Consider the following 23,874-nt stretch of genomic DNA (forward strand, 5'->3'; position numbering starts at 1 on the left):
CTCATATTTCAGCGTAAGCATTAAACTCATCTATACCAATGGCTTTAAAAGTAACCTGATCACCTCCCTTTAAAAGGGATGGTTGAGAACGGTTTACCTCAAACATCTTTAATGGGGTTTTGCCGATAATCTGCCATCCACCCGGGGTTTCCAAAGGATAAATACCCGTTTGATGGCCTGCAATACCTACAGATCCAGCGAGTATTTTAGCACTGGGAATTTCTTTTCTGGGGGTGGATAATCTCGCATCCATACCACCCATGTAGGCAAAACCTGGCACAAAACCGATCATAAAAACCATGTACTGTCCGGCGGTATGTATATCGATTACCTCAGTTTCGGTCAGGTTATTGGTGCGGGCAACCGTTAAAAGATCCTGGCCAAAATCGCCGCCATAACAGACCGGAATAACCAGTTTATCAGCTATTACACTCGATTTTTCTCTTTTTGTTTGTGCAATTTTATTTAAATGTGCCGATACCTTATCGAAACAAGCCTCGCCCGGAAGACCTGATAACATCACACTTAGCGGATCAAAAAACACAGTTAATGTGGTATAAGCCGGAACTGTGGTAATTAAACCAGCAAAAGGATTTTGTAGCAGCAACTGATTAAAATCGGTAATCAGGCTCAATAAATCGTTGTCAATGGCCGTTCCGAACGTTAAGGTAACCGATTTTTCGCTCAACCCGTAAATTTTCATGGGCAGGTTTGTTCCAAAATATCCTACCTGGTCACTCATATAAAAACAGAAAGGATTTAATCATAAATGATCTTCATAAAACGGGGTTTGACAACTAACTGCTGCTATAAAAATGACTATATAATATCAAAATCGCAAAGATTTATGAATATTGGCTAACCCAGCCCATGGGATTAAAAATTTTTCTTTACCACCCGTTCAATGGCTTTGCCCCAAAATTCGCCTAAAGATACTGCACCTGATTTATTTGGATGCAGGTAAAAAGTACCCGCCTGCCCCTTTTCTGGAATCAGCTCGGTTAGATGGTGTTTTTTAAAATAAGCAAAAGCCTTTTTATCCCCCACGAAAACATGTTTGGGTTTTGTTAAACGGTAACTTGTAACAAGGCTATCAATTTTTGGAATGTAAGCCTGCACTCTCGATAAGCCCTCTTGCAAATATTTTGAGCTATTATAAGTATTTGGACTATACCAGATAGGGTGCTGTAATACCACAATAGCCTTTGGAAAATCGGCCAATAATTTCTCTATGATGGTTTTTACATTTTCGATATACCGATCAGGTGAAACGGGAGCCCCATGTGGTCCCTGGATAGCGCTATCGTTGGTGCCGAGCTTTAATGAAAAAACCAGTAGTGCTTCTTTATTGGTAAATGCATTGGCTGCTTCTTCAACTTGATTAAAAGTGCGGCCTGCGCCAGGTAAAAAATCAAGAGTGGTGTAACCGCTATGGCCCTGATTGCTGAATTTAACCTCGTTTATTCCTTTTTGTCTAAGCAGATAAGCAACGGCTACCGCAGGTGGGGCATCAGCAGGATTAGCGAGCTGAACACCTTGAGTGATACTATTGCCAATAAAAACAATATTAAGGTTACGCTCTTTTTGCTGTGCGAACAGCAATGGGGTATTCATGAGTAAAATGCTGATCAATAACAGGAATCTTTTCATCTAAAGTTGTTTTTATCGGCAACAAATTACTAAATACTTATTAATTTCAATCTAATTTTGTGTTGATTCAAGGCCTTTTATCAACTGCAATAACTCATGTTTTTCTTCAGCCTCTAATTCTATCCGGCCATTAAACATTTCAAAAATCTCATCACGTAGGTTTGAGCGCATTAAAAGATCGATCAGGCGTACCAAAGTTTTCTTCTGATCGGTATTTAAACTGCTAAACAATTTGGGTTCAATTTCATATAATGCCTTAATCAAATTAACCAGGGCTGGTTTCCTTAATTCTTTTTCCCTTTCGGTGGCATAAACCGGAAAGATCTCTTCCTGTTCGTAAGTTTCAACCAAGCGATTGGCATACTCTTTTAAAAATGGTTTACGTTTACCTTTAAGATATTCTGTTAGTGCTTTAATTACAAATCTATATTCGGCCGAAGATTTAGCGGCACCAAATATGGCTACCTGTCCTTCATTTTCGAAACTCTTAAAATCGAAATCACGAAAAAAATCACTTTCGATGTAAACACTATGGAAATAATCGTCGCTCTTTTTATTTAAGGTAGTGTAATCCTTATAAATTTCTTCTCCTTCGGCTAAAAAATAATATTTAGACAGTTCTTTGTGCAAATTTTCTTTCCAGTGCACATATTTAATTTTAAAAGTAACGGCCGTATCGAGATAAAAAAGATTAAACTCTTCTAAGGTTTTAACATTGCTGCTAAAATCTAATGTTTCGCCATTTACAATAATTGAATAATTTTTATGCTTATTCAATTCAATAAACCAACAGAATTCGTTTATCAAAAAAGGAAGTACCGTTTCTTCCATATCTTGCAGGCTGATCCTCAAATTGGCAAAAGAAACTGTTGTCCCGGTCTCACCAACACCAGTCGGGGCAGCAGTAAAATCGTGGCTATAACTATTTAAACCACCAGTGCTAATTTTTATTTCACCATAACGAAAGCCCTGCGCTGATTGGTAAGTGGTATGCCAAACGGCATCATGCGCAAAGGTAAAAAACGTAAGTCTCCCTACCCCGTTACGGCCATGCATTTTAGAAGTATGCTTGGGCGCCACAATCTGGATAGATTTTTCAGATTCAAAAAAGGGATCGAATTTTTGCTGTAAACGATCAAAATTGATTCCATATCCATTATCAGCAATGGTGAGCTCCTCCAAAAGACCAAGCGGATTGGCTACATAATCTACGCGTATGGTATTTGCATTGGCATCAAAACCATTCCAGATGTATTCGGCAATGGCTTGCTTTTCATTATAGTTTTTAAGTACCTTTTGTATTCCCTTTGAAGTGATATTAACCTTTACCGACATACTTACTAAATTAATTAGCAAATATATCATTATATTTTAATCATTTAGAGGCTTGCTTATAACGAGTTATAAACACAGCATGAAATGGCCGGTTTAAAGTGTTACAAGTGTAGTATCAGCCAGCCATTTATCATTAATCACAAAGCTAAACCCAACTTTCCCAATAGGTTCCAGTAATTTGCCCTTTACCACCGTTCTTTTATTTTTATAAACCGGAACAGAAAGCGAGCGCCTTCTTCCACCACCGCTCACTTCAATTTCCAAAGGTTTATCGGTACGGAGAATATAAATACTAATTGGGCCTTTTGTGTTATTTACGATATAACCAAAATCATTTTCAATACTGCCAAATGATGTTTTTGCGGCAAACAGATAACCTGTTGCTTCATTATTTACATCAACTTCGTAATTGGCTACATCTTCTACAAGCACTTCCAGCTTACCCACAATCCTTTCCATATTTAAATTAATAGTCTGATTGGCATTTATGGTGTTCATAATGGTTGCTACAAACGTATCATCTGTTTTGTATAATTTTTCGGATGGAGACTGATTAGGTTGCCAATATTGCATATTTCCCTCATTAAAAGGCAAAATAACGGTATTGGTAGCACCCTGATAAAATTGATTAATGCCAAATAACGACCGAGAACCGATAGCCACAAAATTATAGGTATTAAGCGGAAGGTCTAAACTAAGTTCCCCAAAATTAGGATCGGTAGCGAGCTGGGTAACACGGGTATACTCTTGTCCGGTAAACGATTGATAAACCACAATGGTTAACTGTTTAATCAGGTCTTTAAGCGGGGCATTTACCGCATCCCCTGCCGTTCCCAGATCATTATTAGCCCCCGTAACCATAAATTTTACAGTTTGTTTTTTGCCTCCTTCTTCCGGATGTTCATTAATATTTTTCTTACACGAAAGCATTGCCAGGCTGGCAAGCATCAAAAAAATGAGTCTTTTTAAAAAGTAATTTGTTTTCATAGCTTTATTTCATCAGATAAACGACATCCGAAATTACAGCTATGTAGTGTAAACATGTATGTGTAACACCGCACAATGTGGGCACATTACGCGACTATGATTACACATTTAATTGGATAAAATTGAGCAATGGTACCGTAAAGAGAAGCTGATGTTTAGGCATCCCGCTGACTAAAATGCCGGCGAAGTTTTTCTTCTTCCAGATCGAGCAGCTCTAACTGTTCTTTGATCAGTTCATCATTAATCTGCTCTTTTTTGTTTAACCCTTTCAATAAAATACGCTGTTCAGCCATGATATCTTCAAGTGCAACGCGATAATCGTGGTAAAAGCCCTCAGCCCGTGAAATGTTTTCTTCTTTTTCCCAATCCCGCAACAATTCCATTTCTGCCTCAATACGAATTTTTATCGATCTGATCATATCATTATGCAATAAGGCATCGTGGTATTTTTCATCCAGGATCTTAAGTGATAACATGGACAATTTCTTTCTCACCATTTGTTTTTGTTGTTCGAAAGAAACTGTATAATCCGGATCGGGCATATCTACCCATTTTATTAATGCTGGTAATGTTAAGCCTTGCAAAACCAAAGTAACCAATATCACACTGAAGGTAATAAACAAGATTAAGTTACGCTGGGGAAAAGCTTCACCCGACTTTAAAGCCACCGGAATAGAAAGTGCTGCAGCCAAAGAAACCACCCCTCTCATTCCTGCCCAACCAAAAAGCAAAGGTGCTTTCCAGCTTGGATTTGGATCAGCTGTGGTGATATAACGGCTAATGAAACGTGTGAAGTATAAAGCACCATAGGTACTGGCTAACCTGGTGACAATTAAAACCGTGCAAATAATAGCGCTATAGCGGATGGCGGGTAAAAGGCCATCATTACCCAGGCCATGAATAATAACCGGAAATTCTAAGCCAATTAATAAAAAAACAAAGCCATTCAATACAAAAGCCACGGCTTCCCAAACATTTATGCCCTGCAGCCGGCTCCTATGGGTCAAAATACGGTCTCTGCGGGCCGAAAGAAACAAACCTCCACTCACTACCGCCAATACACCAGAAAACTCAAATTCCTCTGCAGTGATGTACATGACATAGGGCGTTAAAAAAGTAAGGATAATATCAATATTGGTAGTGGTAGGTAACCACCGGTGTAGCGCGTAAAAAACTAAGGCCACCGCAATTCCGATCAAAATGCCCATTACAATAACCAGCACAAAATTACCTGCAGCCTTACTAAATACGAAACTTCCGGTCATTACGGCTGCTAATGCAAAGCGGAATACCACCAAACTGGATGCATCGTTTAGTAAACTTTCGCCTTCTAATATGGTGGTGAGCCTTTTAGGTACTTTAACATTTTTAAGTATGGCCGATGCGGATACGGCATCTGGTGGAGAAATAATGCCACCTAACAAAAAGCCCAGGGCCCATGTAAAACCTGGTATCAGGCTTTGAGAAATTAGCGCTACAATACTGGAGGTAAAAATAACAATTGGAAAAGCAAAACTGCTGATTACCCTACGCCATTTCCAGAAATCTTTCCACGAAGTATTCCATGCTGCCTCATACAGCAACGGTGGTAAAAAGATTACAAATATGAGTTCTGGTTCAATTTCAATGTTGCGAAGGATCGGTAAAAAACTTAATGCTAAACCGGCTATGACCAACACAATAGGATATGCCACACGGATTTTTTGTGCCAGCATGACAACAAACAGAATAATTGCAAGTAAGAAAGCGTATTGTATAATGAGTTGATGCATAAAATTTCTGGCTTGGTCTAAAATACAAATTTGATCTGAATGCCAAACCATTCGGATTATGTTCTTTTTTGAGATAAAATTTGGATTTACTGTTATAAAGCTATAATTTCTCCCCTGTAATAAGTCATCCCTGCTTTTTTACATTGGTTTAATTAATGAAGACCATTTTTATTCTTATCGCTTTCTTAATAGAAGGCAGCCTTTGCATGGCTCAACCGGTGATTCAGGTGGAGAAACAAACTTTTGATAATATTGGCAAAGCAGGATACTTTTGGCAGGATACGCTCAAAACAACATCTTTTGAAAAGGTAGCGCAACTTAAGTCAGCTTATTTTTCAAAAGGCAAGTCAGCAATTTTTAATGGCGGAACCAGCGGAAAAGTATGGTGGATGAAATTCCGTTTTACCAAAAACACCCAAACGATTCCTTATCTGTTTATCAATTATGCAAATATCGATTCCATCAGCGTATTTTATCGCGATAAACTCGGTAAGCTAATCCAGATCAATTCTGGTATGTTCAACCTGAAACAAAATGATAACATTCTGGGTACAGGCTATGTTTTCCCTTTACAACAGGCACAAGAACCTGTTGGCGAAGTATATGTGAGAATGCGGGCCATGAATACTTTACTGGTACCTGTTAAACTGGTTACCGAATCGGTATTGAACCATGCTTTATTTAAAGCACATAGTTTACAGCCTATTTACATGGGTATTGAATTAATGATTCTCATTTTTCATGTTTTTATGTTCGTTGTTACACGAAGTAAACTCTTTGCACTTTATACAGCGCGGATTATTTTGCTCTATTTTATTGTCATGGTTTGCTATCTTCAAGGTTATGGCTTACTGCTGAACCAGGCAATCGCCAGGTTTATTGTAGTGCATGCTCATTTTTTTATTGCCCTCGGCTATATTTGTACGGTGCTGTTTAACAGTTATTTTTTAAAACTCAGGCGGCAACTCCCTCAGTTGCATCAATTCTTTAAGGTTTTAATGTTTGGATGGGCTTTAATTCTAATCTGCTCTTTATGGGATGCCAGAAACATCACCAATGTATTTACACAGGTATTGTTTTTATTAACTTCTTTACTTTTTCTTTTCAGTAGTGTTAAAGTTATCATCATCCGCGGATATGCCAAAAACAATCCACTCATCTGGTGTTACGTACTCGGATGGATTCCTGTAGCGCTGATTTCGATTTACCTTGTTTTTTGTTTAACGGAATTCATCCCCTTTCAATCCTACAGTTTTAATTTACTCACTTTGGCCGGAATAATTGAAGGAATACTCATCAGCCTTGGCCTTTACGGACAACGTTTAAGGTTATTAACGCGGCATAATGCGCATTTCCGGCGACAACGGATCCTGCTTCAGGAACAGGTGGAAGGTTATCGTAAACAACTCGACGCAAAAACAGAAAAACCTGTTGAGCAGCTTTCGCTAAAAGCACTTATAGAACTTGCTCATGCCAAAGACCCATCGTTTATGAAACGCTTTAGTGAGGCTGAACCTGTATTTATCGAAAGGCTGCTTGAGATTTCACCTCAGCTATTACCCGTAGAATTAACACTTTGTGCTTACATCAGGTTAAATTTCGATACTAAAGAAATTGCCAGGACCTGTAAACTCAGTGTGCGTTCGGTTGAAAGCCGTAAATACAGAATTCGGAAAAAACTTGGCATAGATGGTGAAACAAATATGCTCACCTGGATGTTAGACCTCACCAAATCGTCCTAAATAATATACAAAAATAAATTGATTTTTCTCTGTCCTTATTTCAATAACAAATAACCTAAAATTACTTAACCATCTTTAAAACAACAACTTGCATCTACGTGCGTAGAAATGCGTATCCCCATAAGCAAGCTGCCGCACCCTCTTTGCATATAGCTATTTAGAGTGCACGCGGTGCGATACCGTTTTTTAACCAAACAGGCTTAATGCATTTTGTCTGGGTTGTACTCGCTTTTTTAGCCATGTCGACAGAAACGGTCTTTTCCGGGATGATTTGTTACACGCCTGACGGCATGGCTTATTTAAAACGCTAATTCATCAAAAACTATATATAATGAACTCAAATGCCAATTACATTTCACCCTTCTCACTGAAATCCAAATATTTAAAGTTGGTGCGTATTAGTGCGTAGCCAAAAATTTTGATAACTCTAAAACGCTCTATTTCTTTGTCCCTATCCCTAATTGAAAACATTTTAAAATATTGCTGTGCCGCAGGAGGTCTAGACAGGGGACGGTTTAGCCTTCTGTGCAAACAGCATCCGAAAACCAACCATGAAACCGACTAACAGCCCTGCTAAAATTATTGGCAGCATCCAGGAATTTTACAACGGCAGAGATCCCGAAGAAATTTATACTGCCTTAGCAATTGATAAAAACTGTTTTGACAGCTGGATAAGAGATTTTGGGAGCATAGCCCATGAACTTATGGAGCTGAGAGATGAAAACGAAACACTTAGAACCATGTTTACCAATTTAAGTCTGGTGAACCAGAGTTTACGCAACTCGCTTGACAGCCTCACCAGAACAGACTCGAAAATATTTGAGTTATTGCTAAAAAAAAGAGGTACTGGTAATCTTAGCTTTCCTTAACAAATCATACAAAAAATGTTCTCCCTATCCCAACCAAAAATATTAATTATTGAAGATCATCCTGCCACGCTTGACGCCATAAAGATGATCTTCGAATTTGAAGGCTACATTACCATGAACCTTTCCAGTGCGATGGATTTACATAGCAAGGTTGCTGCTTTCCAACCCGATATTATTTTAATCGATAATATGTTGGGTATGACCGACGGAAGGGCGATATGTACAGAACTAAAGCTATCGGTACATGGTTCCATTCCTATCCTGCTCATGTCATCACGAAATGGCATTCATAAGGGTGCTTATTACAAAACGCATTGGGATGATTACATAGAAAAACCCTTTGAAATGGAAGCCATTACGCAAAGGGTTCGCATGCTTTTATCTAAAAAAGCCCAGCAAGATTAATGATTTATCCTCAACCAAAAAGATCGCTGCTTAGGTAGCGGTCTCCCCGGTCACAAGCAATAAAAACAATAGTTCCTTTATCCAGTTCGCTGGCCAGCTTCAATGCAGCTGCACAGGCACCGCCTGAGCTCATTCCTGCAAATAAACCTTCTTCTTTAGCCATTCGTCTCGACATTAGGGTTGCTTCTTCCTGTGCAATATCCATTACCCGGTCTACCCTTAGCGGATCGAATATTTTTGGCAAATATTCTTCAGGCCAACGCCTGATGCCTGGAATTGAAGAACCTTCAGTGGGTTGACAGCCAATAATCTGAATATCGTTATTTTTTTCCTTAAAAAACCTCGAACAACCCATAATGGTGCCTGTTGTCCCCATGGAGCTTACAAAATGTGTAATCTCTCCTTCGGTATCCCTCCATATTTCAGGTCCGGTTGTTTTATAATGAGCCAGGTAATTATCTGGATTGGCAAATTGATTTAATAAAAAATATCCTTTTGAAACGCCTTTTTCTTCTGCATAATCCCTGCAATCTTCAATACTTTCCAACAGGGTTACTTTTGCGCCGAAGGCTTCCATCGTTACCTTACGTTCGCGTGTTGAATTGGCTGGCATCACCAGTTCAATTTCTAAGTTATATAAACTTGCAATCATGGCCAATGCAATGCCGGTGTTACCACTTGTAGCCTCTACCAGTTTAGTTCCTGGCACTACATCACCCCGTTCTATTGCACTTCTGATCATATTGAGCGATGCCCTATCTTTAACACTACCGCCCGGATTGTTTCCTTCTAATTTGGCAAATACCCGTACAGCTGGGTTAATATTCAGCTTTTGAAGTTCAGCCATTGGCGTATTTCCGATCAGATCGATTATTCCTGCCATATTTTAATATATTTAATTGGTTTCTTTATGGTTTCTAATGGTAATTATTGGAGAATGATAAGCCGTAGAAAAGGCCGGAATACTTTCAGTAAGCCATACATTTCCCCCGATAATACTATCATGTCCGATGATGGTTTCGCCGCCTAGTATGGTCGCTCCGGAATAGATAACTACCCTATCCTCTACGGTTGGGTGGCGTTTGCTGCCTGCCAGTGTTTTCTTAACACTTAACGCGCCAAGTGTTACGCCCTGATAAAGTTTCACATAACGGCCTATTGTACTGGTTTCGCCGATAACAATCCCAGTTCCATGATCGATATGAAAGTACTCGCCAATACTCGCTGCCGGGTGGATATCGATACCTGTTTTAGAATGGGCATATTCGGTAAGTATCCTCGGAACCAATGGTATACCGAAATTATAAAGCATATGGGCAATCCTGTAGAAACAGATGGCATAAAAACCCGGATAGGTTCTGATTACCTCAAACCTGCTCTGTGCCGCCGGATCGCCTTCATAAATGGCTACGATATCGGTATTCAATACACGGTAAAGCGCTGGTAGTTCTTCAAAAAACTGACCGGCTGCATTTTTACATTCACTATTTTTAAGCCTGCAACTGGCCGATATGATATCATAAAGCTCAAGTTCCAAAACAGCAATATATTCTTTTACTTCTGTAATCGTTGAAAATACTTTAGGGGAATTTTCTGGAAAAAGTACCTGAATTAACTTTTCTGCCCAACGGGATATCACTTCATTGGGTGGAATATTTGGTTGTTCAAGAGGGTTCTTAATAATTTGTTCAAAAAAATGGTCTTCCATAACTGGTGGTTATACCGCTCCGATCTGCTCATCGACTAGGTATATAGATTTAATCGCTAAATGTAAGTTTTGTTTTTTTAAACCAAAACAACTGGCGCAATTTTATGCTAAAAATTGCTCGACAATAACAATAAAATTCATCTTCATCCGTTTTTAGAAAGAACGACCTTTAAAATGGAGGCTTAGAAAACACGTTAACTACCGGCCTTATTATTTTTAGCCCAGCTGGATATGGGTTGAGCAGAAAAGCTTTTTGGTGAGGGGGATTGCGCATCTATAAAAACGGATATGGCCTGTTCGCTACCGGCTTTGAGCCTTACTTCGAATCCTACAATTGAAGTACCTGGATTTTTGGCATCATAATCGGTAAGTGGATCCGTCGACCAGGTTTTCATTTTAACTTCGCTTTTGGCATCAACGAAGAGATAACATTTTTTGCCCTGGTAACTTAATTCGATGGTATGCCCATCAATAATCTGCACCCTTGCAGGTGTAACCATCGACCACCGAAGAGTTACATCTGTGTTTCCTACAGTTATTTCATCACGGATCAGCACCGTTTTTTTATTAATCAAAGCGACCCCTCTAATTGATTTATTTAGTTTATCAGTATATAAGGTGCTCAAATCGGCAACAGCGTTCATAAACTGACCATCATCACTGCTACTGATGAAAGCAGCATTTCCCTTTACGTTCTGCAAGGTACTATCGATTGAAAGGGTATTGTGTGCGAGATTATTATAACGGAATATTTTCCAGCGCTGTGCATTTTGTTTGCTGTCCCAAAGATTAATTCCTTTTGATTCGAGCGATTCGTATTCCTGCATTCCAAAATCCATTGCCCATCGTACGCCTTGCGATTCCATGATGAAAGAACCTACATCCATATGGCCATGGCTAACAGCAGGCGAACCACCTTTAAATCCAACAAAAGTAGCCAGGGGATCAGTCCATGAACTGCGCATTAAAGCCACCGGATTAGGGCCGTTTCCGGTCCAAAATTGTGCAGTTTTAGGTTGAATATGGTTAAGCGATAATTTTGCGCCCCAGATCATTGCCGATGGCAGCAACCTATTCTGTAAAGGCATTTGTTCATCGAGCTGTTGCTTGGTTACCCATAATAAGCCGGGATCTTTTAGTTTGGATGCAAACCAAAAAAGTGCCGGATTAAATTCGGCAACCGCCCGGCTATCAGAATAATTAAAAGGAGTGCCCGAAGGCCCCGTCATATTAGTCAGGTAATCAGCCGTTTTAAGGAAACCCGGCTGAGCGCTCAGGCCAAAGTCCTGATGAAAAATGCCCTCCAAAGCACTGATAAACATCACATTAAAAGAAGTACCATATTCCCAGTAGCCATAACCTTCCGGATAAGCCCCATCTGGCGCATATTGTTTCATGGGTAGGGTTACACTTTTTATTGCACGGTTAATCAGTTTGGCGGATAAAGCGGGATGCGTTTCAAAAGTAGCAATTGCACCAAATGTGATTCCCGCATTACATACCTGATTCCAGTTATTGGTAATATTTAACCAGTTGTTATATTTAGTATCTGTTGAAGGTTGTATTCCCTTCTCGAGAATGGCAAGCGCCACTATATTTCTGGTTGATTGGGGCAAATCCTGATATAACCAATCGTAACCTATTGACAAAGCCATAGTCATTTCACCGACATCAAGAAAATGACTGGGGTTCCAATCTTTAAAGCCGGATACAGCAAGCAGTTCTTTTTCAGCCCTGGTTACATACTTTTTATCGTGGCTAAACCTGTAAGCATAAGAAAGGTAATAAATTCTTTTGAGTGCTTCTCTTGATACATCAAGTAAACGTTTACCAATCATTATGCGTTCTAATGCAGGTTTATTTAAAACCTGATCTGCTGCTGATAGTATGGCTTGATGGATTTGTTTAAACCTCCGATCGCGCCTGACATTTTCTAAGATCTGTGTTTCAAGCTCGTGGCTTATCAGTAACCTTGGATGCGGAGGCATCTTAAAAGTAGAATCAATTTCCTTGTTTTGCCCGACTGCAAGCGTTGAGCAAAACAAGGTTATGATGGTAAATATGATTGTGATAAGCTGATTTTTCTTCATGGGTTAACGATCATCCTTATCAAATTTTTATAGGGGAAACTATTTTTTCTGTTCAGATAAAAAAGTAACCAGCGAAGCTAATTCTTCATATGATAATGAATTAGCCAAACCTTCCGGCATCATCGAAGTTTCCATTTCTTTTCTCGATAAAATATCGCCTGCTTTAATGGTAAAAACCTCACCTGCAATATTACGAACCACTACTTTGGCAGCTGTTTCTTCTGTAATGAACCCCATATAGGTACGGTCGCCTTTAGCACTAATCATGACCGAAGCAAATCCCTGAGAAATAGAAGCATTAGGTTTCAATATCGATTCTGCAATCTGCTCACGGTTCATAATAGAGCCAATTTGTCCCATAAACGGACCTTTCATTTTCTCGCTCTTGCTTAAACTATGGCAGGCTACACAACCCTGACTATTGAAAATATTTCTTCCTTTTAAAGGATTGCCCTGTAATTTATTAATAGCCAGCAACACATCTTCGATAGATGATTTACCTACCTGACCTTTTTTGTTTTTGATTTTATCCAGATCAATTTTTGGTTCTTCAGTAGCCGCTACTTTTTCTTCTTCGGCAAATTCAGGGATATCCATCCTTTGGCGTGCATTTAAATCAACATAAAACTGTTTTCCCTGCGCTCCGGCTTTGGTTGCTTCTTCTTTCAGAAATTTCTCGATGATAGGAGAACCTTCCCACGAAACCGCCTTAAAATATGGGCCATGAGAGTCAGGGCGTGTACCCCACCACCAGCTCGCATCGTAGGCAATTTCTTTTTTATATAAACGGCCTAAGGTAACCAGGATCTGTTGTTTTAATTTTTCATCATTCGATTGTTTGTAGTTTTCAATCAGCCCGTTAACTGCTTTTTCAGTATGTATATAACGTAATGCCCAAAGCGCAAGGGTAGAATTTTCAGTTTTTACCGCAGCAAGCAAAGCATCTACTGCCTGAAGATCAACTAAGGCCCGAACAGCTAAGTGAGGCAAAATAATGGCTGAATTAGGTGTTGCATGAGGTCCTTCGGTGCCTTTTGCAGGTGCTGTAAACGAAGCAGGGACCTTGGTTTGTAAAAGCACATTGGCAACTTCTGCCCTGCCCAAACGGTTTAAACCAATTATCGAAGCAGCCTGAACGCGAACAGAAGGATCTTTTAAACCTTCTAAAAATGGTTCAACCGGCACTTTACCTATACTGCCTTTACGATCAGCAAGTGCTTTTAATGCAAATTCCTTAACTGCTTTATCTTTGGTAAATTCAACTAAAGTAGCGATACCGTTTTCTTTGGTCAGCTGTGCATAAGTATAAATACCAGCAATACGTACATCAAGTGCTAAACCCTGATCGGAAGCTACTTTTAAAGCCGTTGCAATAGCTTGTTTATTGTTGCGTGCAACCAATTCCTGCGAAGCCGTTAAACGGCCTACCGCACTATTGGATTTAAGTAACTCGGTTAGTTTTTTAATTGAAGCTTTTTTAACATCAGGAAAAGCTTTATATGTCCAGTTATTTGGCACAGCACGAACAATGTAACCTTTATTCGGACTGCCAGAATAACCTGCGCCATCCCATGCCGACAGATACAATCTTCCTGAACCGTCTACATCAAGATCGGTAATTTGAGGTAATTTAATAAAATCTTCGTCTTTTTGGGTAAAGGTAGGCCCATCAGTAGTTACTCGATGAATATAAAGCATGCTTCTGCCCCAATCGGCCATCATTGGTACATGGTTATATTGTTCAGGCCAGTTCGGCTCATCCATAAATAACGCGCCGGTACCCGATCCTCCACCTAAATCGGCAAGTGCCGGAATAATCTCGTCAGTAAAATTCTGAAATAAAACAGGGTAACCATATTCACCTGATTGTATGTGGTGCGAGAAACGAACATTCCATCCTCCACCATCATTGGTATTTTCTCTGGTAAAAACGTTCATGTAAGGATCGATCGCTACATCATAAACATTACGTGTACCATGTGTATATACTTCCATTTCAGTTCCGTCAGGACGAACGCGCATAATCCCGCCGCCTAACATGGTTAATTTTTTACCTGAACGGTCTACAGCATCATGGAATCCAAAATCTCCTACAGAAATGTAAATCCATCCATCAATCCCCATTCTTATACCATTGGTGGCATGGTCGGTACCACGTTCGCGGATATATTTGGCATTACTGATGTGCTCAATAAGTGGTTTTTCAGGTCCATCAGCTTTACCATCGCCATCCTTATCTTCGAAAACAACCAAATTCATGCCGGTAGCCTGTTTTGTTTCTTTCGAAAAAGTGGTGTGTAATACATATACCTGGCTGCCTTGAACAATAATACCGCGGGGATTATCCACTTCGGCAAAATCTACATGTTCGTCCATTTTACCATCGTTATCCTTATCTATTAATTTAAGGATGTGGCCTTTTCCAGGATCTTTACCTAATGAGCCGATCATATCCACACCAACATATACTTCTCCTGTTGGTGCGACTGCTAAACAGGCTGGACTGGGTGTAACATCTGGACCTGCAAAATTGGTTATCGTTAATTCGGGGGGTGATACGCGTTGTATCCTGGGTTCGCTAAAAAAGTTTTTTAATCCAAAAAAAACTAGGGTGAAAGAAATTAAGCTTAAAGAGAATTTAATCATTTGTGTGTTATTGTTTCTGGTTAGTTTGTGTCGCGTAAACTTACAAAAAAATATAAATTTCCTTATGCCACAATTTTGTGTTGTTTTAATTCTTAATTTATGCGTAGCGACAAGGTCTTATACCTTTTATTAATAGCAAAAATTAAATTCCTGACTTTACCCGGTATAATCCCCGAGAAACAGCCATAATTGCATTAGAAATCAGAAAAACAGCTATTAAATAAGCAAAAAACACCTTAAAAACTGAAGAAAAACCTTCCATCATCACAATCAGGTAAATTATTTTCATAATAACTTGAATTATAGCATACATTTTATTATATTTACTAAATCCAACATTCATTAAATCAGTACGTTATGAAAAATATTCTTTATTTCTTCCTGACTGCCCTGATATCCTCCATTGCGCTGTTAATTACAAGGGATTCATTTGAACCCGAATTGGTTTACAGCACCGTGGTATTAATATGGATTCTGTACATTTGGTACCATGTTTATGCTGCTAATAAGAGGAACTACAGCGAGTAGCCTGTGTTTTTGTTCATTTTAATTCCCAAACCATTATGGCTGGGCTAAATTTGTATGCCTTATATTAGCATTATACAAACGTAACGGACTGCCCACCAGGATAAAAAATATATGATCGCTGTATGTATTACCAATACTTATCTGTTGTTTCTTCATTGCAGCAGGATTGAACTAAGCCAGCGTATTATTTGGGTTCAGTAAAATCAAGTTCTCTATCATGTTTTTCCGGAATGATAAGGATGCAATAAAATCCTATGCCCAAACAGATCAATCCCAATTCTCTACACAAATCCCTGGTTTTACGAAGCTATGCGTCAGTTGCTTAACATAAAGTTAACAGACATGGGTATTTTCAATTTCAGTTAAATTGAATAATTTCGTAAGGTTAGGTCATTGACAAGAAAATTAAATCCATTATGAAAAAAATTATCTTCACTTTTTACTGCTTAGGATTTTTGTTGGTGGCCCAGGCACAAAAAGTAATGCCCGAAATTAAGGCAGGTACCACCTTAAGCGCAACAGTTTATGTTCAGAGCAGGGATGTGCCTGTGCTTTTTACCATTAAGCGCATTGAAGCGCCCATTACTTTTGCCTGGTTTGTAGAAGGCTATGGCGAAGGTGAGTTCGAAATCAACCAAAAAGCTTTTGAAAATGGTAAGGCCATCTATACACAACAACCTCTGCAGGGAATCACAAAGCTAGGCGATGATGAAACATATGGACTGATTTCGAAAGAAGCATATAAATCATTGGTAGACCATAAAACGTTTACCTATAACACCATTAAGTTCAAAACAAAGGAAACAGGTATAAAACCACTTAAATTTGGCGACAAAGAGGTTGATGCAACCAATGTAGCTAGTGAAGATGGCAAATTGGAACTCTGGATTTTAAACAATCCCAACTTTCCGCTCATCTTGCAAACCACTGGCTTTGGTTTAGATATCCTGATCAACGAAATCAAGTAGGTGTCTTTTAACTGCAAAACTCACCAGTTAATTTATTACCTTCGTCGAAAACTAAAACAAATTAGTTTACGTTTATAACTAAGCTTGGCGCATTAGCCAGGTTATACATAAAGCTTAATGAACTTGGAGTATCGACCTCGTACATGGGGTAGATAAGGGTACAAGATCATGAAATCAAAAGCTAAATTCCCATGTTTACCGGGAAATACATTTTACGCTGAAGTTCGCAGCAGAGTAAACAACCACTTTAAAACGCACAACAGAAGTACCAATGCCAATGTACTGATGTGGTTCAAAGCCTGTCTTTTCCTGACCATATTTCTGGCACTTTACTTTGCTATACTCCTTTTAAACGTTCACATCAGTATACTTTTGGGACTTACCATTTTACTTGGCGCAACCTGTGCATTTATTGGTTTTAATATCTGTCACGATGCCATCCATGGTTCGTTTTCGAGCTCTAAACGCACCAATTCATTTTTCAGTTTTCTTTTTAATATGGTTGGGGCTAATCCATATGTATGGAACATTACGCACAATGTGGTGCACCATACTTATACCAATATCCCAGGTCATGATGAAGATATTGAAGTGGCACCAGGCTTAATACGGATCTGTACCGAAGATGAGTTAAAACCTCATCAGCGTTTCCAGCAATGGTACGCCTTTCCTTTATATAGTTTGGCTTCGCTTTCCTGGGTATTTCGTAAAGATTATAAAAAGTTCTTTCAAAAAAGTGTTGGTGCCTGTCAGAACAAGCATCCGAAAGTTGAATACTTTAACCTCTTTTTCTATAAGTTTCTGTATTATTTTATTTTTATTGGTTTACCGATATTGTTTATGGCAGTCTCGTGGTGGCAGGTTGCCATCGGTTTCGTTGTGTTACACATGGCGCAAGGGTTAACCATGGGACTTGTTTTTCAACTTGCTCATGTAGTAGAAGGAACCACTTTTCCTTCCACCAATGCCGAAGGTAATATGGAAGAAGCCTGGGCAGAACATCAAATGCGTACTACCGCTAACTTTGCTACCCAGTGCCCTATTTCAGCTTTCTTTCTTGGTGGATTGAACCGGCAGATAGAACACCATCTTTTCCCAAAAATTTGCCATGTACATTATGGACAAATCTCCACAATCGTAAAACAAACAGCCTTGGAATTTGGATTGCCTTATCACGAAAACGCCACTTTTATATCAGCACTCCGCTCCCACTACCGTATTCTTAAAAAAATGGGACAGCCCGAAACAATTTAGCCATCTTTCAATTTCATTACCTAACGAATAAGTTATGGGCAATAATTGAAACTTAATGTTCTTAAATCCTTAATGGTAAAGAGCTTCAAACTTTATTTCTCAACCATTAAGAAATTCAGGGCATTAAGTTATATTTCCTTGGATTCAAACTTAATGTTCTTAAATCCTTAATGGTAAAGAGCTTCAAACTTTATTTCCTGACCATTAAGAAATTCAGGGCATTAAGTTATATTTCTTTGGAATTATATAACAAATAGACTTCTATACAACCATACTTCTCAACCATTAGTTAAGGACAATAGCTCAACTTAATGTTCTTAAATCCTTAATGGTAAAAAAGCGTCAAACTTTATTTCTCAACCATTAAGAAATTCAGGTCATTAAGTGCTGATTTCGTGTGAATGAACTAAAAACTCAATCAACAAATGACCAATGAACTAATGACTAATGAACTAATGAGCAATGACCAATGAACCAATGACCAATGAACCAATGAACCAATGAACCAATGAACTAATGAACTACTAAACCACCATCCCCATAGCTCATAACATAAACTTAACACACAATACATTTCTTCAGGAGGCAGATATTTTTATCTTTAACGGTATGTACTGGTACGAAGAAGAAGTTAAACAATTGGAAAGGGCGCATCGCTTAGATCGGGAGCATCCGGGTGTTATTTTCTATGGCAGTTCATCTATTCGTTTATGGAATAGTCTGGAGGATGATTTTGATTACATGAAAGTAACTAATTTAGGCTTTGGTGGTTCTACATTAGCCGCATGTGTATGGTTTTTTGAGCGGATCATGATCGACTACAAGCCTAAAGCACTTGTGGTATATGCGGGCGATAACGACCTTGGCGATGGCAGAAACCCGGAAGAGATATTTATATTTTTCCAGCAGCTGATGGTTAAGGTTAACCAACGCTTTGGCATACTGCCCTGTTATTTTATTTCCTTAAAACCCAGCCTTACCCGCTGGCAAATGGCCGATCAGTTTAGGTATACCAATAACCTTATCGAAAGCGAAATTATTAAACTCAACAGCCATTGGAAATTTATTGATGTTTTTAAGAAAATGCTCAACAAAGAAGGCAACCCAAATCCGGCACTTTACGATCACGACGGACTTCACCTGAGTGAAGAAGGTTATCGTTTATGGGCCACTACTGTTAGAGAGAAATTAGGTTAATCATTACGCTCAATTAATATCCCGATAACATACATGCCTTAATTTTCCGCAAAAGAATTGAAGTTAATGAACAGGGAATATCATAAATGGTTCAGTCATCATCTCCAACGGGATATGGAACTACTGGTTTTCGGCCATGCCGGAAGAGCAGTTATCTTTTTTCCTACCCGAATGGCCAGGTTTTACGATTACGAAAATTGGGGAATTATCGCTTCATTAAGTACGCAGATTGAAAATGGTGAACTTCAAATTTTCTGTGTAGACAGCATAGATGGAGAGAGCTTTTATAATGATGAGGTATTTCCATCGGTACGGATCAACAGGCATTTACAATATGAAAAATATCTCCTTGAAGAAGTATTATCGCTTATTTATCAAAAAAATGGTGGCGATTATGTAGAAACTGCCGGTTGCAGCATGGGGGCTTATCACGCGATAAACCTGGCCATGAAATACCCCTGGTTATTCAAAAAAGCAGTCGGCATTAGCGGAAGGTACGACCTTACGGATAACATAGGCGATTTTAGAGACCTGCTGAACGGATTTCACAGCGATGAGGTTTATTTTAATATGCCTGCCCAGTATATAGCCAACCTAAATGATGACCGGTTGTTATCGGCAGTTAGAAACATGGAAATTATTCTGGCCGTAGGCGAAACGGATCCTTTTTTAAGTGGCAACCAACACCTGAGTAGCCTGCTATGGGAAAAAGGTGTTCCCAACCAGTTTCATACCTGGGAGAGTAATGCGCACCGCCCCCATTACTGGCGAAAAATGGCGCCTATGTACATCTAATTATTATATAGGCAAGCTTTCTTACTTTACGGCTAAATTAAAATATTGTTTAATGTGAAGCGTATCTACAGGTTTGCTGGATTTTTCGGCAGCTAAAACAATATTTGCATCAAGCAGCCATTTTTCTGCTGAGCTATTCATGCTCGCCACTTTAATTCCTTTAACCGTTCCTGCAATTGGAGTTAAGTTGAAATAATCACATGTAGGGCAAGAAAACAGATGTTTTACTTTTCCAGCCAGAATATCAGCATCCGTTAGTAAAAATTTATCACCCAGCATAGGCGCCAGGATATATACCCGGGTGGTACTAAAGTTATTACTTTTTGTAGCCAAGAAAATCCGGTGTTGTCCTGTTGTAAGTGCCATCTGCTGATCGCTCATAGCTGCATAATTAACATACTCATATGAGCAGTTTCCTTCACTACATAGCGTTAGGTTTTTTGCATCAATGGTAAAATCCATGGGGTTATCAGTTTTCTTTTTGCAGGCACTCAAGATGCTTAATGCAATAAAAAAGATGGCGGTTATTTTAAAAGCGTTTCTCATCATTTAATTTTCTATGAATACGGTATAAACTTAGGATATGCTACAATTCGAATATTAATTTTTCATTAAATCGATGAACAGCATGAAATATCATGCGAACACAGCGAATAAGTTTGGGCTAAAAACTGACCGCTGAAAGACTTTATCTTAACACTGATTGAACAAGAAAATATTAAGTTTGCACCTAAACAGATTAAATCTACAAAAAACATGAAACAAGGATTATTAATAGATATGGATGGGGTGATTTACAGCGGGGAAGAATTGATATTTGGTGCTGATAAATTCATTAAAAACTTAATTGACGAAGATATTCCTTTTGCATTTATGACCAACAACAGTCAAAGAACGGCTTTAGAAGTGGTACGTAAATTAAAGGGACTGGGAATAAAAGTAGAAGAAAGCCATGTATATACCAGTGCAATGGCTACCGGAAAATTTCTATCCGACCAAAGCCCGGCTGGTACCGCTTATGTATTGGGAGAAGGTGGTTTACTAAGCAGTTTACACGATCATGGCATTACTTTGGTAAACACCGATCCGGAATTTGTGGTATTGGGTGAAGGCCGAAACTTTACACTCGAAATGGTACAGCGTGCTGTGGATATGATTCTTGCGGGAGCCAAGTTTATCACCACAAACAGAGATCCATCACCTAAAAAACCAGGATGGAACAACCTCGGTATTGCGGCAACCACAGCAATGATTGAGGAAGCTACCGGTAGAAAAGCCTTTGTTACAGGTAAACCAAGTCCGGTGATGATGCGTTCTGCACGTAAATTCCTGGGATTGGAAACCAGTGAAACCACTGTTATTGGCGATACCATGGAAACTGATATACAAGGCGGTGTTCAGATGGGATATAAAACCATTCTGGTACTTTCGGGCATTTCAAGTAAGGATACTTTAGGCCATTATGCTTTTAAACCAGATATGATTGCCAGCTCTGTTGATGAAATTAAGTTTCCTTTAGCCTGGTGGGAAGATAAGTAGATTACCATTTCGAACCTGGAGTTTAAACGTGGTGTCAGAAAGAAATATCTGGCACCATATGAGCAAACGAATGAACAATTGAACTAATGACCAGTGAACTAAGGTACTACTTTAGCTGATTAATGGTTAATAAAGGCGCTGAATGGAAATATACAGGCTTAAAAAAATTCAACCGATAATCAGATGTAAATATTCCTGGTTTATGATCAAACTTAGAAGCTGTACCACTAGCTTTAAACAAACTAAACGAAGCTGAATCTCTCACCGTGTGCTTATGCGTTGGGGCATCAGGCACTTTGTGATCAGTAAATTTATCCGCCCGGGTTAAAAGTCCAACTGCTGGTATAACCATTAATAATGCCATGCAAGAAATCAGTCTCATATCATTGTGTTTAAAATCCGCTTATTATTTGGTTAAGTTTAAACAAAGATGAGACGATGTTATTAGTAAGATGATTAACTGGCGTTATGAAATTGTTAAAATTACGATGCCGTTTTAATTCAATATTAAATGATATGGATGTATCCCCATTAGGTTAGTATTAAGACTGCGCAGCAACATCCATCGCTACGCAATCATTAACTAACCAAAATAAATGTATTTACCAGGCGTAACATCAGATAACCAGTCTTGATGCGCGCTTGATATAGACGGTAAAATAGGGCACTAATCAACCTGTATATTACCTATCGTTTACATTTAAATCTTCAATCAAAACCTGGCTAATGTCTCCTTTTGTCAGGAAGCCTGATTCGATATGATCATCATTCGGTTTTGCTTTAAACCGTACTGAAGTAAAAAAATTCAATAAAATAACGGGCGATTAACCTACATTTTAGCATCCATTAACTTTGCTGCTTTTGCTTTCGGTGCTTCCAGTTTCATCTTAATTACAAATGCCTTATTGGGCTGAAAATCATTTGGCAGTGTTACATCGTAATAGGTGTTCTTATCCAGATCCAATCCGATATCCGACTGTTTTAATTCCAGTTTTTTGCTATTGATTAAAAGCGCAGCTGTACCCGGAACCTGTTTGGCATTTTTAGGCACCGCAATACGCACAAGACTATTTACAGGTCGGTTAAAAACGGTTAAATAAAGGTTATCGTCCTTTTGTGTAAAGTAGCCTAATTTGGAAGGTGTTAATGCGGCATGGCGAACCCCGTACACAGCCTCGGCATTTAGTTTTATCCATTCGCCCATTTCCCTGGCAATTTTATCCTCCTCCGGATGCATATTACCGTTTCCATCGGGACCAAAGTTTAACACAAAATTGCCATTCATAGATACCGAACGCATCAGCATATCCAATAAATCGTCGGTGGTTTTGGTATAAATTCCCGACCAGTCTTTCATATAACCCCAGCCGTTAGGCGGAATAGTCATAACCGCATCCCAATCATGACCGTTTAACCATTCAAATTCTGCAGGTAATTTACGCTCCCAGCCTTGTTCGTAGTCGCCTAAAATATTGCCATTCGAATCGAAGTGCCGCGATCCGTGTTCATCGTTACGGAAACGTGAGCCAATAATTAATCCGGGGTGTTTTTCGCGGAGTTCTTTTTCTAAATTGTAGGTAAATTCGTAGGCACTTTTCCAGGAGGCATCCCAGGTACCATCGAACCAGAAACCTTTAATTTTCGGATAGTTATCCAGCTGCTCTAAAAGCTGGTTTCGGGTATAAGCCAAAAATTTACCGAATTTTTCTTTTTCTTCGTCTGTTTTTGGGGCTTTACCCATATAATTTGGGTTATTCCATTCTAAAATCGAGAAATAGAGATATACATCAATACCTTCGGCAGTATAAGCATCTACAATCTGTTTCACAATATCCTTTTTATATGGCGATGCAGAAATATTATAATCAGAATATTTTGTCGGCCAAAGAGCAAAACCATCGTGGTGTTTGGTTGTAAAAATCACATATTTTGCCCCCATTTCCTTAGCTTGTTTAGCCCAACGTTTGGCATCGAAGTTTTTAGGGTTAAATTGTTTGTACAAGTTATCGTAAGTTTTGGCCCAGTCTTTTGGTGCGGTAGGCCCTCCCCATGAACGGATCCATTCTGATGCTGCTGCACCACCCCTTGCGCTTACCCCGTTCCATTCGTTACCCGCAATTGAATAAATTCCCCAATGGATAAACTGCCCCAAACCATAGCTCCGAAAAGCTTCCATATCTGCATCGGTACGGTGCGGTGGCGTTAATGTTCCGTATTTAACTTCCACTTCTTTTGTCGGTTTGCTCTTTGGTCCTGTCCATTGTGCATCTGCAGGGTTTACTGCAGCTATAGCAGCAAGGCTAACTAGGGCAAACTTTAATATATTTTTCATCTGTTTAATTTTGTTTTCTTTTGTAATGAAGCTGCCATGATTTAATCATTATACGGT

The 23,874-nt window shown here is 39.0% G+C and carries 21 protein-coding genes; 8 read left to right on the forward strand and 13 right to left on the reverse strand.

All coding sequences use genetic code 11. From position 1 onward, the window contains the following. Position 1 precedes the first annotated feature (1 nt). The 5 genes from CA265_10115 to CA265_10135 form a co-directional block, all read right to left on the reverse strand. Positions 2-742, reverse strand: a complete 741-nt coding sequence (locus CA265_10115) for a hypothetical protein (protein ID ARS39984.1) — start codon at positions 740-742, stop codon at positions 2-4. A gap of 134 nt (positions 743-876) precedes the next feature. Continuing rightward, positions 877-1,650, reverse strand: coding sequence for a lipolytic protein G-D-S-L family (locus CA265_10120; GenBank protein ID ARS39985.1), 774 nt, complete (start codon positions 1,648-1,650; stop codon positions 877-879). 51 nt (positions 1,651-1,701) lie between these two features. Further along, a complete protein-coding gene (locus CA265_10125; GenBank protein ID ARS39986.1) occupies positions 1,702-3,015 on the reverse strand; it encodes a hypothetical protein in 1,314 nt (437 codons plus the stop codon). A gap of 63 nt (positions 3,016-3,078) precedes the next feature. Continuing rightward, the gene (locus tag CA265_10130; GenBank protein ID ARS39987.1) at positions 3,079-3,972 is read right to left on the reverse strand and encodes a hypothetical protein; all 894 of its coding nucleotides are present in this window, start codon (positions 3,970-3,972) and stop codon (positions 3,079-3,081) included. Positions 3,973-4,127: 155 nt separating this feature from the next. Continuing rightward, positions 4,128-5,744, reverse strand: coding sequence for a Na+/H+ antiporter (locus CA265_10135; GenBank protein ID ARS42951.1), 1,617 nt, complete (start codon positions 5,742-5,744; stop codon positions 4,128-4,130). A 155-nt stretch (positions 5,745-5,899) separates the two neighbouring features. Between CA265_10135 and CA265_10140 the strand changes: the two genes are divergently transcribed. From CA265_10140 to CA265_10150, 3 genes are all read left to right on the forward strand, one after another. Beyond that, complete coding sequence (locus tag CA265_10140; protein ID ARS39988.1) at positions 5,900-7,486, forward strand: hypothetical protein; 1,587 nt, start codon at positions 5,900-5,902, stop codon at positions 7,484-7,486. A gap of 551 nt (positions 7,487-8,037) precedes the next feature. Further along, entirely contained in the window at positions 8,038-8,355 is a 318-nt protein-coding gene (locus CA265_10145; GenBank protein ARS39989.1) for a hypothetical protein, read from the forward strand. Positions 8,356-8,370: 15 nt separating this feature from the next. Then, positions 8,371-8,760, forward strand: coding sequence for a hypothetical protein (locus CA265_10150; GenBank protein ID ARS39990.1), 390 nt, complete (start codon positions 8,371-8,373; stop codon positions 8,758-8,760). 10 nt (positions 8,761-8,770) lie between these two features. Here CA265_10150 and CA265_10155 read toward each other — a convergent pair whose 3' ends face one another. The 5 genes from CA265_10155 to CA265_10175 all read right to left on the reverse strand — a co-directional run bounded on the left by CA265_10155 (position 8,771) and on the right by CA265_10175 (position 15,547). Next, positions 8,771-9,643, reverse strand: a complete 873-nt coding sequence (locus CA265_10155; GenBank protein ID ARS39991.1) for a cysteine synthase B — start codon at positions 9,641-9,643, stop codon at positions 8,771-8,773. 12 nt (positions 9,644-9,655) lie between these two features. Then, positions 9,656-10,468: a serine acetyltransferase gene (locus tag CA265_10160; protein ID ARS39992.1), complete on the reverse strand. Its 813-nt coding sequence runs from the start codon at positions 10,466-10,468 to the stop codon at positions 9,656-9,658. Positions 10,469-10,662: 194 nt separating this feature from the next. After that, positions 10,663-12,558, reverse strand: coding sequence for a heparinase (locus CA265_10165; protein ID ARS39993.1), 1,896 nt, complete (start codon positions 12,556-12,558; stop codon positions 10,663-10,665). Positions 12,559-12,597: 39 nt separating this feature from the next. Continuing rightward, the gene (locus CA265_10170; GenBank protein ID ARS39994.1) at positions 12,598-15,204 is read right to left on the reverse strand and encodes a heme-binding protein; all 2,607 of its coding nucleotides are present in this window, start codon (positions 15,202-15,204) and stop codon (positions 12,598-12,600) included. 142 nt (positions 15,205-15,346) lie between these two features. After that, on the reverse strand, positions 15,347-15,547 hold the full coding sequence (locus tag CA265_10175) for a hypothetical protein (GenBank protein ID ARS39995.1): 201 nt from the start codon (positions 15,545-15,547) through the stop codon (positions 15,347-15,349). A 601-nt stretch (positions 15,548-16,148) separates the two neighbouring features. On the opposite strand from CA265_10175, the gene CA265_10180 reads away from it, so the two are divergent. From CA265_10180 to CA265_10195, 4 genes are all read left to right on the forward strand, one after another. Further along, a complete protein-coding gene (locus CA265_10180; GenBank protein ID ARS39996.1) occupies positions 16,149-16,700 on the forward strand; it encodes a hypothetical protein in 552 nt (183 codons plus the stop codon). Positions 16,701-16,868: 168 nt separating this feature from the next. Next, positions 16,869-17,954, forward strand: coding sequence for an acyl-CoA desaturase (locus CA265_10185; GenBank protein ARS39997.1), 1,086 nt, complete (start codon positions 16,869-16,871; stop codon positions 17,952-17,954). 609 nt (positions 17,955-18,563) lie between these two features. Further along, a complete protein-coding gene (locus CA265_10190; protein ARS39998.1) occupies positions 18,564-19,151 on the forward strand; it encodes a GDSL family lipase in 588 nt (195 codons plus the stop codon). A gap of 114 nt (positions 19,152-19,265) precedes the next feature. Beyond that, positions 19,266-19,946, forward strand: coding sequence for an esterase (locus tag CA265_10195; protein ARS42952.1), 681 nt, complete (start codon positions 19,266-19,268; stop codon positions 19,944-19,946). Between the two features lie 21 nt (positions 19,947-19,967). Here the strand turns inward: CA265_10195 and CA265_10200 are convergent, their stop codons facing one another. Continuing rightward, positions 19,968-20,492 carry a hypothetical protein gene (locus tag CA265_10200; protein ARS39999.1) on the reverse strand — a complete coding sequence of 175 codons (525 nt, stop codon included), beginning with the start codon at positions 20,490-20,492 and terminating at the stop codon, positions 19,968-19,970. Between the two features lie 210 nt (positions 20,493-20,702). Between CA265_10200 and CA265_10205 the strand changes: the two genes are divergently transcribed. Beyond that, complete coding sequence (locus CA265_10205) at positions 20,703-21,485, forward strand: HAD family hydrolase (GenBank protein ID ARS40000.1); 783 nt, start codon at positions 20,703-20,705, stop codon at positions 21,483-21,485. 106 nt (positions 21,486-21,591) lie between these two features. On the opposite strand, the gene CA265_10210 is transcribed toward CA265_10205, so the two are convergent. Beyond that, positions 21,592-21,849, reverse strand: a complete 258-nt coding sequence (locus tag CA265_10210; protein ID ARS40001.1) for a hypothetical protein — start codon at positions 21,847-21,849, stop codon at positions 21,592-21,594. 465 nt (positions 21,850-22,314) lie between these two features. Beyond that, the gene (locus CA265_10215; GenBank protein ID ARS40002.1) at positions 22,315-23,817 is read right to left on the reverse strand and encodes an alpha-L-fucosidase; all 1,503 of its coding nucleotides are present in this window, start codon (positions 23,815-23,817) and stop codon (positions 22,315-22,317) included. Positions 23,818-23,874: the final 57 nt, after the last annotated feature.

This window comes from Sphingobacteriaceae bacterium GW460-11-11-14-LB5, from assembly GCA_002151545.1.
In the GTDB taxonomy this organism is placed as follows: domain Bacteria; phylum Bacteroidota; class Bacteroidia; order Sphingobacteriales; family Sphingobacteriaceae; genus Pedobacter.